The 11,964-nt window shown below is 72.0% G+C and carries 13 protein-coding genes; 7 read left to right on the top strand and 6 right to left on the bottom strand.

The window, feature by feature from the left end; genetic code table 11:
- Positions 1-31 precede the first annotated feature (31 nt).
- Positions 32-334 (bottom strand): small hydrophobic protein, encoded by a 303-nt coding sequence (locus OG406_RS27300; RefSeq protein ID WP_164375633.1) that lies wholly within the window; start codon positions 332-334, stop codon positions 32-34.
- Between the two features lie 248 nt (positions 335-582).
- Positions 583-2,205 carry an MFS transporter gene (locus OG406_RS27295; RefSeq protein WP_266613462.1) on the bottom strand — a complete coding sequence of 541 codons (1,623 nt, stop codon included), beginning with the start codon at positions 2,203-2,205 and terminating at the stop codon, positions 583-585.
- Between the two features lie 132 nt (positions 2,206-2,337).
- Between OG406_RS27295 and OG406_RS27290 the strand changes: the two genes are divergently transcribed.
- The 3 genes from OG406_RS27290 (at position 2,338) to OG406_RS27280 (ending at position 5,406) form a co-directional block, all read left to right on the top strand.
- Positions 2,338-3,081: a TetR/AcrR family transcriptional regulator gene (locus OG406_RS27290; RefSeq protein ID WP_329188277.1), complete on the top strand. Its 744-nt coding sequence runs from the start codon at positions 2,338-2,340 to the stop codon at positions 3,079-3,081.
- Positions 3,082-3,266: 185 nt separating this feature from the next.
- On the top strand, positions 3,267-4,475 hold the full coding sequence (locus OG406_RS27285; RefSeq protein WP_164375630.1) for an alpha/beta hydrolase: 1,209 nt from the start codon (positions 3,267-3,269) through the stop codon (positions 4,473-4,475).
- A gap of 67 nt (positions 4,476-4,542) precedes the next feature.
- Entirely contained in the window at positions 4,543-5,406 is an 864-nt protein-coding gene (locus OG406_RS27280; RefSeq protein WP_266619953.1) for a DUF4429 domain-containing protein, read from the top strand.
- Between the two features lie 61 nt (positions 5,407-5,467).
- On the opposite strand, the gene OG406_RS27275 is transcribed toward OG406_RS27280, so the two are convergent.
- The gene (locus tag OG406_RS27275; protein ID WP_329188275.1) at positions 5,468-6,484 is read right to left on the bottom strand and encodes an aldo/keto reductase; all 1,017 of its coding nucleotides are present in this window, start codon (positions 6,482-6,484) and stop codon (positions 5,468-5,470) included.
- Positions 6,481-6,957, bottom strand: coding sequence for a MerR family transcriptional regulator (locus OG406_RS27270; RefSeq protein ID WP_164375628.1), 477 nt, complete (start codon positions 6,955-6,957; stop codon positions 6,481-6,483). Before OG406_RS27270 ends, OG406_RS27275 begins: the two co-directional genes overlap by 4 nt.
- A gap of 96 nt (positions 6,958-7,053) precedes the next feature.
- Here OG406_RS27270 and OG406_RS27265 point away from each other — a divergent pair, with 96 nt between their 5' ends.
- Together OG406_RS27265 and OG406_RS27260 are read left to right on the top strand one after the other, a co-directional pair.
- Positions 7,054-7,524 (top strand): GNAT family N-acetyltransferase, encoded by a 471-nt coding sequence (locus OG406_RS27265; RefSeq protein ID WP_164375627.1) that lies wholly within the window; start codon positions 7,054-7,056, stop codon positions 7,522-7,524.
- Positions 7,525-7,543: 19 nt separating this feature from the next.
- The gene (locus tag OG406_RS27260) at positions 7,544-8,365 is read left to right on the top strand and encodes a serine hydrolase domain-containing protein (RefSeq protein ID WP_329188273.1); all 822 of its coding nucleotides are present in this window, start codon (positions 7,544-7,546) and stop codon (positions 8,363-8,365) included.
- 37 nt (positions 8,366-8,402) lie between these two features.
- Here the strand turns inward: OG406_RS27260 and OG406_RS27255 are convergent, their stop codons facing one another.
- The gene (locus OG406_RS27255; protein WP_164375625.1) at positions 8,403-9,224 is read right to left on the bottom strand and encodes an SDR family oxidoreductase; all 822 of its coding nucleotides are present in this window, start codon (positions 9,222-9,224) and stop codon (positions 8,403-8,405) included.
- A gap of 94 nt (positions 9,225-9,318) precedes the next feature.
- Here OG406_RS27255 and OG406_RS27250 point away from each other — a divergent pair, with 94 nt between their 5' ends.
- Positions 9,319-9,912 carry a TetR/AcrR family transcriptional regulator gene (locus OG406_RS27250; protein ID WP_164375624.1) on the top strand — a complete coding sequence of 198 codons (594 nt, stop codon included), beginning with the start codon at positions 9,319-9,321 and terminating at the stop codon, positions 9,910-9,912.
- A gap of 26 nt (positions 9,913-9,938) precedes the next feature.
- Here the strand turns inward: OG406_RS27250 and OG406_RS27245 are convergent, their stop codons facing one another.
- On the bottom strand, positions 9,939-10,598 hold the full coding sequence (locus tag OG406_RS27245; RefSeq protein ID WP_266848702.1) for a pirin family protein: 660 nt from the start codon (positions 10,596-10,598) through the stop codon (positions 9,939-9,941).
- Positions 10,599-10,692: 94 nt separating this feature from the next.
- On the opposite strand from OG406_RS27245, the gene fasR reads away from it, so the two are divergent.
- Positions 10,693-11,898: a fatty acid biosynthesis transcriptional regulator FasR gene (gene fasR, locus OG406_RS27240; protein WP_081217101.1), complete on the top strand. Its 1,206-nt coding sequence runs from the start codon at positions 10,693-10,695 to the stop codon at positions 11,896-11,898.
- Positions 11,899-11,964: the final 66 nt, after the last annotated feature.

Below are 11,964 nucleotides of genomic sequence, written 5' to 3'. Positions count from 1 at the left end.
GCCCACAACAGGTGACAGCCGTCGAGCGGCCTCAGAGCAGGCCGTTGCCCGCGCCGCCCGCCAGCCAGATGATCGCCAGGAGTGTGTCGATCGCTCCCAGGACGAGGGCGATCAGAGCCGGTACCGGCCCCGAGCCCGTCCAGCGGCGCCCCATCGAGAACCAGCCGCAGATCATCGCGACCGGCCCGAGGACGATTCCCAGCGTGAAGAAGCCGGCAACCGCGCACACGACTCCGATGATGCCCAAGGTCGCGCTGTCCGGCCCGGTCCGTGGTCCCATCCGGCCACGTGAACGGGGGTACCTGCGCGTACCGTTTCCGAAGCCCGCCATCATCAACTCCTGAACTCCCGTGACCTCTCGGTCGGTTCGGGTCGATGCCTCGGGTACCCCCGTTCCACGCGTACAGACCTGCACGCGCGCCACCCCCCTCCGGCAGCGCGCCGCAGACCCGGTCGCCCTCCAGGCCGTACGGAGGACTTGACCCACTGTGACCTGCGGCGTGTGCCGAACGGGAGGGAACGTGAGCGTGATCACCCGGATAGGCGACATTCCGCCACGCGATCCCCGGGTGACCCCGTCCGTCAGATGTGTCCGGCGCCCGCTCCGGCGGCGTCGGCGTTGTCGCCGCGCTTGGTGAGCAGTGCCACGAACACCGCCACGACGGCGACGGCCGCGGCGACGAGGCAGGCGAGGCTCATGCCGGAGATGAAGGTGTCGTGGGCGACGTCCGTGATCCGCGCGGCGATCGCGGCCGGCGTGCCCGGGGGAACCGGCGCGACGCCGCCCCGGACGGCCTCGGACGCCTGGTCGAGCTGGGCCGGGGTGAGCGGCGGCAGCTTGGCGTCGGCCCAGTTGCCCGCGAGGTCGCTGTCGACCTTGGAGGCCATGACGGCACCCAGCACGGCCGTGCCGAGGCTGCCGCCGATCTGCATGGCGGCCTGCTGGAGCCCGCCGGCGACACCGGACAGCTCCATCGGCGCGTTGCCGACGATGACCTCGGTGGCGCCGACCATGACCGGCGCGAGACCGAGGCCGAGACCGGCGAACCAGATCGACATGACCAGGCTGCTCGTGTCCGTGTCCAGCGTGGACATGCCGTACATGGAGACCGCGGTGAGCGCCATGCCGCCGGCGAGCGGGATGCGCGGGCCGACCTTGCTGATCAGGGCGCCGGCCAGCGGCGAGCCCACGATCATCATTCCGGTCAGCGGGAGCAGGTGCAGACCGGCGTCGACCGGGCTCATGCCGTGCACCCGCTGCAGGTAGAACGTGACGAAGAACAGACCGCCGAGGAAGGCGATGGCCATCAGGACCATCAGCACCACACCGGCCGACAGCGGCACGGAGCGGAACAGGGCGAGCGGGATCAGCGGCTCCTTCACCCGCTTCTCCCAGAGGGCGAAGAGCACGAAGCCGGCGATCGAGACGACCAGGAAGGTCCAGGTCAGACCGTCGCCCCAGCCCCACGCCGGCGCCTTGATGAGGGCCCAGACCAGGCAGAACATGGCGCCGGAGAGCAGCGCGATGCCGAGGAGGTCGAAGGAGCGCGGGGCGTTCGCGGCGCGGTGGTCGGTGAGGATCAGCGTGCCGAGGACCAGCGCGAGGACACCGACGGGCACGTTGATGAAGAACACCGACTGCCAGCTGACGTGCTGGACGAGCAGGCCGCCGAGGATCGGGCCGCCCGCGGTGGAGGCGCCGATGACCATGCCCCAGATGCCGATCGCCATGTTCAGCTTCTCGGCCGGGAAGGTGGCGCGCAGCAGGCCGAGCGCGGCCGGCATCAGCAGGGCGCCGAACAGGCCCTGGAAGACGCGGAAGGTGACGACCAGGGCGATGCTGCTGGAGAAGCCGATCGCACCGGAGGCCGCGGCGAAGCCGAGGACGCCTATGAGGAAGGTCTGCCGGTGGCCGAAGCGGTCGCCGAGCTTGCCCGCGGTGATCAGGGTGACCGCGAGGGCGAGGAAGTAGCCGTTGGTGATCCACTGGACGTCGGCGAAGCTCGCGCCGAGGTCCTTCTGGATGGCGGGGTTGGCGATCGCGACGATGGTGCCGTCCAGGGCCACCATCATGACCCCGACGGCCACGGTGATGAGGGTGAACCACGGATGGCCGCGCAGGCCCGTGGACGGGGCCCCGTCCGACGGGGAGACCGGAGCCTTGTCGCCGGGCTCCGGCTTGTCGATGGTGGTCTGACTAGTCATGTTTTCGAGGCTAGTGACAGTCACTGACAGTTGACAAACCAATTCACAAGTCGGTAACTGTCACGTTACTCACAGATAGGCTGAACTGGGCCGACTGTTCGGGGAGGGACGCGAGGGAGAGGTTCCGGGACCATGACGGACACGGGCGGCAGCGCCGGACCGGCGGCAGCGGCGACGACGCCTGCCGCGACGACGGCGGCACCCCGCCCCGGCCTGCGCGAGCGCAAGAAGCAGCGCACCCGGGACGCCCTGCTGCGGGCCGCCCTCGAACTCTTCGTCGCGCAGGGGTACGAGCGCACCACCGTCGACGAGATCGCCGAGGCCGTCGACGTCTCGCAGCGCACCTTCTTCCGCTACTTCGCGGGCAAGGAGGACGCCGCCCTCTTCCTGCAGCGGCTCAGCGAGTCCCATTTCATCGACGCCGTGCGCGAACGGCCGTCCCACGAGGCCCCGTTGGAGGCGCTGCGGCGAGCCGTCCTGGAGAGCTGGGACACCATCGGCGAGGCGATCGAGGCCGTCGTGCCGATCGAACTCCACATGCGCACCTACCAGTTGATCGAGTCGACGCCCGCACTGCTCGCGGCCCACCTGCGCCGCTCGGAGGAGATCGAGGAGGAGATCGCGCGGCTGATCGCCGAGCGCGAGGGCCTCGACGTGGACGCGGACCCCCGGCCGCGCATCGCCGTCGCGGTGTTCGGCGGGGTGATGCGGGTGACGGGCCGCCGGTGGGGCGCGGGCGAGGACACCAGCGTGGCGGCGATCCGCGCGCTGACGGCCTCCTATCTCGACCATGTGGGGCCCGCGTTGGCGGAGAAGTGGGACACCCGGCCGGACCGGCCGTCCGTCGAGCCGCCGGAGCCCTCTGCGGGGTCATGACAGCGAGGACCCCCGAGACCCCGCACAGAGCGTCACAACTCGCACACGCGTCGCAGGAATTCGCCAACAGAGTGTGACTATTTAACTCAAACTGAACCCGGTTTGCCCCAATTACCCCACCAGAAACGTGATCCCAGTCACTCGTTTAACGGGAGGCACCCCACTTCTCCTAGGGTGTCCTCTCAGTGACTTCCTTCGACTCCACCCCCCAACTCAACGCCTGGCGTGCGCTGCTCGCGCTGGCCGTGGTGTTCGTGATGCTGGCCACCAGTGGCTGGACCGCGCTCCACAGCCACCGGGCACCCTCCCCGCTCCAGGCGTCCCGCTCCGCGTGGGAGCACGGCAGCATCGCCGGACACCGGCTTCCGGACCCGGACGCCACGCCCGCCCGGCTGGCCGGCTTCTTCGACACGCTCGACGCCCACCAGCGTGCTCGGCTCGCCCACCGCTATCCGCTCGCGGTCGGCAACATGAACGGCGCCCCGGTGACCCTGCGGTACCAGGCCAACCGCCTCGCGCTGCAACACGAACGCAAGGTCGAACAACGGCGCACGCACGACAAGCGGTTCTCCGCCGTCGGCCAGTACGACGCCGGCCGCCGGATGCACCGCTACGAGGCACTGCTGGACGGCGACCGGAAGATCCTCGCCTTCGACCCCAACGGATCGGGCCGGATCGCCGAGGTGTTCGGCGACCTCGACACCGCCCGGCGCGTCTCCGTCGTGGTGCCCGGCGTCGACACCGACCTGCTCACCTTCCAGCGCACGGACAAGCAGTACTCCGCGCCCGTCGGCATGGCGAGTTCGCTGTACGCGGCGCAGCGCGCGGCCGACCCCGCTGCGCGGACGGCCGTCATCGCGTGGGCCGACTACACGGCACCCAGCGGGCTCGGCATCGACTCGGCCACCGCGATGCGCGCCCAGGAAGGCGCGGTACGGCTGAACGCGCTGCTCCGGGCACTACCGGGGACCAAGCCGGTCGCGCTCTACTGCCACAGCTACGGCTCGGTGCTGTGCGGGGTGGCGGCCCACTCGCTGCCCTCCCGGGTCTCCGACATAGCGGTGGCGGGCAGCCCCGGCATGCGGGCGGCGAACACCGCCGGTCTGCACACCACTGCCCGGGTGTGGGCGATGCGCGACGCGGACGACTGGATCCGGGACGTGCCCCATCTGGAGGTCGGCGGCCTCGGGCACGGCGCGGACCCGGTGTCGAAGGGGTTCGGGGCGCGCCTCCTGTCCGCCGACGGGGCGAAGGGACACGCCGGCTACTTCCAGCCGGGAACGGAAAGTCTCCGCAACTTCGCGGAGATCGGCATTGGCGCGTACCGCGCGGTCCGATGCGCGCACGACGACGGCGGCTGCCGGGCGGGTTTGTCCGCCGCGACAGCGGCCTGACGCGCGTAGAGACCGAAAGAATCGCGGTCCGCCCGGAGAGGCGACGGAGGCTTGCGTGCCGCATACGATGGCCCGCATGGGTGACGTACTGGCCGGATTGCATGCCGCCTGGGAGTTCGAGTCCGACTCCGTGGTCATCCGCTTCGAACGGGGGATCCGCACGCCGAAGCTGTTCCAGGCGCTCGGCGAACGCCGCATCCCTCTCGACGCGGTCGCGGCGGTGACGCTCACGCCCGGGAAGCGGGGCACGGTCGTGCTGCGCGCGGTGCCGAGACCCGGCGCCGACCCCCTCATGGAGGCGGCCGCGGGACAGCTCAAGGAGGGGTGCGACCCCTACCGCCTGGTGCTGCCCGCCGAGCGCGAGACACTCGCCGAGTACTACGCGGACGAACTGCGCGCCCGGCTCACCGCGGACGACGAACCGGCCGAGCGCTTCCTGGTGGAACCGCCCGAGGCACCCCTCAGCTTCAAGGCGTACGACGGGAAAGCCTCCTTCGACGGCAAGGCGGTGTCCTTCCGCTGGTTCTGGACGGGCGCCTCGTCGGCGAAGTGGAAGGCCGGCGACCAGACGTTCCCGGTCTCCGCGCTGAGCGGCGTCGAATGGCGTTCCCCGGAGGTGTTCGAGGGCCATCTGCGTCTGCTGCGGCGCGAGCCCGTCATCGCGCAGCCCGCGCAGGCGGACCAGGACCCCGCGGCCGTGGTCTTCGGTCTCGGCTACGGACCGGTCCACGAGTCCCTGCCGTTCGCGGCGGCCGTGCTGGCCGCGGCGCGCTCCGCGAGCCCCGCGCCGGTGACCGCGTCCGCCGTGCCGCGCCGGGACCCGGCCGACATCGCCGACCGGATCCGGCACCTCGGCGAGCTGCACGAGGCGGGGCTCGTCACCGACGAGGAGTTCTCCACCAAGAAGGCGGAACTCCTGGCGCAGCTCTAGGGCGTGCGCCGGGTCCCGCCCGCCCCGTGATGCCCGGCGCGCCCGGGCGGCTACCCGGCGCTCACTCGCGGCCGGCGGACGAGAACGTCATGTCCGCGTAGCGGTCGCCCGCCACCTTGCCCGCGATCGGCTCCAGGAGGGCCAGTTCGCCGTCGGTCAGGACGATGCGGGTGGCCGCCGTGTTCTCCTCCACCCGCCGGCTCTTGGTGGTCCCCGGGATCGGCACGACGGTCAGTCCGTGGACGCTGCCGCGCTGCTGGACCCAGGCCAGCGCGATCTGGCCGAGCGAGGCCCCGTGCGCGGCGGCGACCGTGCGGACCGGTTCGAGGAGGGCGGCGTTGGCGCTCGCGTTCTCGCCGGTGAAGCGGGGCATCGTGCGACGGAAGTCGTCCGAGGTCAGGTCCTCGTCGGCGTTGGCGAACGATCCCGTGAGGAAGCCGCGGCCGAGCGGTGAGTACGGCACCAGGGTGACCCCGAGTTCGCGGGCCGCGGGCACCACGGCCGCCTCGATGTCGCGGCTGAACAGCGACCACTCGGACTGCACGGCGGTGATGGGGTGGACGTCGTGGGCGGCCCGCAGTTCGCCGGCGGTGACCTCGCTCAGCCCGAGGTGCTTGACCTTGCCCTCGCGGACCAGTTCGGCCATGACCCCGACGGTCTCCTCGATGGGGATGTCCACGTCCCGGCGGTGCATGTAGTAGAGGTCGATCACGTCGACGTCCAGCCGGCGCAGGCTCGCCTCGACGGCCGCGCGGATGTAGGGCGCGTCGTTGCGGACGATCCGCTTGTAGGGGTCGTCCGGCGAGCTGGTCAGCGCGAACTTGGTGGCGATGACGAGGTCGTCCCGGTGCGCTCCGACGAAGGAGGACAGGAAGGTCTCGTTCTCCCCCTTGCCGTAGGCGTCGGCGGTGTCGAAGAGGGTCACGCCCAGCTCCAGCGCCCGGCTCAGGGCGGCCCGGGACTGTTCGGCGTCCGGCGGCCCGTACGCCCAGCTCATCCCCATGCAGCCGAGACCCTGCACACCGACCTCGGGTCCGTCCGCGCCGAGCCGTGCCGTCGCGATCCTGCTGTCCGTCATCGGGACCTCTCCGACGCCAGTGCCCGCCCGGCGTCACCGTAGAAGCTGATCTTGCGGTCGAGCACCGCGAGGGTGTCCTGGAGCTCCGCGATCCGGGCCTTGACGTCCCGTCGGGTCGCCTCCAGGAGTTCGTAGCGCTCCCGGTAGGTGTGGTCGCCCGCGCGCACCATCTCGGCGTACCGCACCATGTCGGCGACCGGCATCCCGGTGAGCCGGAGCTTGCCGACCAGGCCGAGCCAGTCCAGGTCACGGTTGCTGTAGCGGCGCTGGCCGGTGTGCGAGCGGTCGATGTGCGGCATAAGCCCGATGCGCTCGTACCAGCGCAGGGTGTGCGCGCTGAGGCCTGTGTACGCGGCGACCTCGCTGATCGTGTAGTTGTCCTGGCCGTCCGGGCGCCGGTCGCCCTCGGGCGGTCCGGCGCAGGTGTCGGCGTCGGTCTCGACGGCCTCGGCTGTCGTCTCCATCACGGTCATGGCCCCCACGCTAAAACCTTGGAGTGCACTCGAAGCAAGCGGAATCCGCCGAAAATGCGAGGACGCGCCCCGGTGCGGGTGGCTAGCGTGCCGATCATGAGTCTCGTACGCCGTGCCACAGCCGAAGACGCCCGGGAAGTGCTCCGCCTGCGCCAGGTGATGATCGACTCGGTCTTCGCCGCCGACAGCTCCAGCGCGTGGCATGCCGCCTCGCTGCCCACCGTACGCGCGAAGCTCGCCGATCCGCAGGAGTCCTTCGTGGCCTTCGTGGTCGACCACCCGGACCGGCCCGGCGCGCTCGCGGCCCTCGTCGCCGGGACGGTCGAGTACCGGATCGGGCGGGCGGAGAACCCGCACGGCGCGGTCGGGCACGTCTTCAGTGTCGCCACCGACCCCGACGCCCGGCGCCGCGGGTACGCCCGCGCCTGCATGGAGACGCTCCTCGACTGGTTCCGCGAGCGGGGCGTCGGGCAGGTCGACCTCAACGCGTCCGCCGAGGCCGAGCCGCTGTACGCGTCCCTCGGCTTCGTCCGCAAGCCCGACCCCTCGATGCGGCTGACCCTGTGAGCGGCTTAGGCTCGGCCGCATGTCTTTGCAGAGTCTGGCGCTGATCGCGAACTGGCCCGTTCCCACCGCCGCCGCCGCGGTCGTCCGCGCGGACGGCACGGTCGTGGGCACCCAGGGCCCGGGGCAGCACCGGTTCGCCCTCGCCTCGGTCACCAAGCCGCTCGCCGCGTACGCCGCGCTCGTCGCGTACGAGGAGGGGGCGATCGAGCTCGACGAACCGGCCGGGCCTCCCGGCTCGACGGTCCGGCATCTGCTCGCGCACACCTCCGGTCTCGCCTTCGACGAACACCGGGTGACCTCCGCGCCCGGTGAGCGGCGGCTGTACTCCAACGCCGGTTTCGAGGTGCTCGGGGACCACATCGCCAAGGCCGCGGAGATGCCCTTCGCGGTGTACCTGCGCCAGGCGGTCCTCGAACCGCTCGGCATGACCGCGACGACACTGGACGGCTCCCCCGCCAAGGACGGTGTCTCGACGGTCGAGGACCTCGTCCGTTTCGCCGCCGAGCTCCAGGCCCCCCGGCTGCTGGACCCGCGCACGGTCGCGGAGGCGATGACCGTGCAGTACCCGGGCACGAAGGGCGTCCTGCCCGGCTACGGACACCGCAGCCCCAACGACTGGGGTCTCGGCTTCGAGATCCGCGACTCCAAGTCGCCGCACTGGACGGGGAGTTCGTCCTCCCCGCGGACCTTCGGCCACTTCGGCCAGTCCGGTACGTTCCTGTGGGTCGACCCGGTCGCGGGTGCCGCCTGCGTCGCCCTGACGGACCGGGCCTTCGGACCCTGGGCGATCGAGGCGTGGACCCCGTTCACCGACGCGGTGCTGGCCGAACTCGGCGCCTGAGGAGAGGCCGGCGGGGACGGCCGCGCCTCCCGTCCGCTCAGCGGAACGCCGCCGCGTTGCGCCGCGCCCAGCCGGCGAACGTGCCCGGCGCGCGGCCCAGCACCCGCTCCACGTCGGGGCCGGCCCGGCGCTCCTCCTCCGTCGGTTCGCCGAGGATGGCGAGGGTGCCCTCGACCACCGGCAGCGGCATGAAGGCCGCCATCTGCGTGTGCGCCTCCTCGCGGGTCTGCTCGGTGAAGCGCACGGGCTCGCCCAGTGCGGCGGCGATGGCGGCGGCGCGTTCCCGCGGGGTCGTCGCGGCGGGACCGGTCAGCGTGTAGGTGGCCCCGGCGTGGCCCTCCCCGTGCAACGCGGCGGCCGCGACGGCGGCCACGTCGTCGGGGTCGACGAACGGCAGCCCGACGTCGCCGAACGGGGCCGCGGCCTCGCGGCGGGCCCGGACGGATCCGGCCCAGGCGAACGCGTTGGTGGCCATCCCGCCGGACCGCAGGACGGTCCAGTCCAGGCCCGACTCCCGTACCGCCCGCTCGAAGCGGGCCGGGTGTTCGTAGGCCTGCGGCCGGGTGCCGACGCCCTGCGAGGACAGCAGCACCACCCGCCGGACGCCGGCGGTTTTCGCCGCGCCCAGGACGCCGTGCGGGTCCTCCCCCGCCACCAGCAGGAACAGCGCCTCGGCCCCGTCGAACGCGGGGCCCAGCCCGGCGGGTTCGGCGAGGTCGGCCGCCACCGTCCGGACGCCTTCGGGCACGTCCGCGCCGGTGATCCGCCGGGCCACCGCCGTCACCGGCAGCGCCGCGTCGTCGAGCCTGCGCACCAGCGCCCGTCCCACGTTCCCGGTCGCTCCTGTCACCACGTACATGCCGGTCTCCTCGTGAAGATTTAGTCAGTCGACTGACTTAGTTCGACGGGGCGACGCTAGCAAGCGGCGCGCACGGCTGTCTATAGTCAGTCGGGTGACTGACTCAGAGAAGGTCCGGAGCCCCCGGGCCCGGGCGGGCGGCAAGCGGCGCCTGCTGACGGCGGCGGCGGCCCGGGTGCTGCACGAGCAGGGCGTGGAGCGCACGACGATCGCCGACATCGCCCGCGCCGCGGGCGTCCCCGCGGGCAACGTCTACTACTACTTCAAGACCAAGGACGAGCTGGTCGAGGCCGCCCTCGCCGAGCACGCCGGGCATCTGAAGGAGCTGACCGACGAGCTGGACCGGCTCCCCGATCCGCGCGAGCGCCTCAAGGGACTCGTCGGCGCGTGGGTCTCGCGGCGCGACACCGCAGCCCGCTACGGCTGCCCCACCGGCACCCTCGCCGCGGAGCTCGACAAGCGGGACGACGGCGGCCTCGACCTCGCGGCGGGGCAGGTGGTCCGGCTGCTGCTGGACTGGGTCGCCGGGCAGTACCGGGAGCTCGGCGACGCCGACCCGGAGGGCCGCGCGCTCACCCTCGTCGGCGCCTACCAGGGCATGTCCCTGCTCTCCAACGCCCTGCGGGACCCGGAGATCATGACCCGTGAGGGAGCACGGCTGATCCGCGAACTCGACGCGGCGGTCTAGCGGTGTCCTGACGGCGGCCTCCGGAGTCAGCCGACGGCCATCTCCCACATCAGCAGCTCGGCGGGCACGCCCGCGACGAGTTCGATGTCCTTCGCGTCCGCGATGCGGGCCGCGTCGCCCTCGCCCAGTTCCTCGCCGTCCAGGCGGACTTCACCCCGGACGACGTGGACGTAGACGAAGGGCGCGTCCGGGACGGCGGTGCGCTCACCCGCCGTCAGACGGCGCACGTGCAGCATGGCACCCGCCTCGGGCAGGGCGTACGGCGTGGAGTCGGCGATGCCGTGCACGATCTCGTACGACGGGTCGCCGCCCGGTTCCAGCGGGGCGAGCCACATCTGCACGAAGACCAGCGGGAGTTCGCCGTCGTTGCGCTCGACGTGCCGGACACCGCCCGCCGAGCTGAGCCGCTGGACGTCGCCGTGCCGCAGCACCGACTCGTGCCCCGCCGAGTCACGGTGGGTCAGCTCCCCCTCCACCACCCAGGTGACGATCTCGGTATGGCTGTGCGGGTGCTCGTCGAAGCCCGCCCCGGGATCGAGCCGTTCCTCGTTGCAGGCGATCACCGCGCCGAAGCGGAGGTTGTCGGGGTCGTAGTGCGGGCCGAAGGAAAAGGCGTGGAGCGAGGAGATCCCGGCCGCCGGGTCCCCTCCGCGGTAGCGCTCTTCGGCGCGGCGGACGTCCATCACGTCCACCACCGTAGCCCCGGCCGGACGCCCGGCCTCCCCGCTTACGTGCGACCCGCCGCCGCACGGCTCCGTCCTGATAAGGCAGTCTTGTCCCGTGCCCGAACCCGAAGCGAGCAACACCGAGCGCCCAGCGCACGACGTCCACGCGCACTCCGCGACCCTCAAGCGGCTGGAGAAGTCGTCCGGCAGTCTCGCCGCCCAGGCGATCACGCGCATGGACGAGACGCTGTCGTGGTACCGGGCCATGCCACCGGAGAACCGGTCGTGGATCGGGCTGGTCGCCCAGGCCGGCATCGCCGCCTTCACCGAGTGGTTCCGGCACCCCGACGCGCCCCAGGCCATCTCCACCGACGTCTTCGGAACCGCGCCGCGCGAGCTGACCCGGGCGATCACCCTGCGCCAGACCGTGGAGATGGTGCGCACCACGATCGAGGTCATGGAGTCGGCCATCGACGAGGTGGCGGCCCCCGGCGACGAGTCCGTGCTGCGCGAGGCGCTCCTCGTATACGCCCGCGAGATCGCCTTCGCGACCGCCCAGGTGTACGCGCAGGCGGCGGAGGCCCGCGGCGCGTGGGACGCCCGGCTCGAATCCCTCGTCGTGAACGCCGTGCTCTCCGGCGAGGCCGACGAGGGTGCCGTCTCCCGGGCGGCCGCGCTCGGCTGGAACTCGCCCGAACATGTCTGCGTGGTGCTGGGCACGGCCCCCGACGGTGACAGCGAACTGACGGTCGAGGCGATCCGGCGGGCCGCCCGGCACGCCAAGCTCCAGGTCCTGACCGGCGTGCTCGGCGACCGGCTGGTCGTCATCGCGGGCGGCAGCGACAACCCCCTCGCCGTCGCCAAGTCGCTGATCGGCCCGTACGCCGCGGGACCGGTCGTCGCCGGGCCGATCGTGCCCGACCTGCTGGCCGCGACCCGGTCCGCGCAGGCCGCCGCCGCCGGTCTCAAGGCATGTACCGCCTGGCAGGACGCCCCGCGCCCGGTTCTCGCGGACGATCTGCTGCCGGAGCGCGCCATCGCCTCCGATCCGTCCGCCCGCGAGCAGCTGGTGGAGGAGATCTACAGACCGCTGGAGGAGGCCGGCTCCGCGCTCCTGGAGACGCTCAGCGTCTATCTGGAGCAGGCGAGCAGCCTGGAGGGGGCCGCCCGGATGCTCTTCGTCCATCCCAACACCGTGCGCTACCGGCTCCGACGTGTGACTGACGTCACCGGCTGGTCGCCCTCGGATGTACGATCCGCGTTCACGCTGCGGATCGCGCTGATCCTGGGGCGTCTCGCCGATGGAGATCCCCAGACCTAGCCTTTTGTCGGGGACCTACAATTCCCCCTCGTGTTCTTCGTCCCTGTCCCCACGGGCGGCCGTGGC

Origin of the sequence: Streptomyces sp. NBC_01428 (genome assembly GCF_036231965.1) — a bacterium.
Taxonomy (GTDB): domain Bacteria; phylum Actinomycetota; class Actinomycetes; order Streptomycetales; family Streptomycetaceae; genus Streptomyces.
Note: the sequence above shows the minus strand (reverse complement) of the source record. Positions and strands in the feature narration are given on the sequence as shown.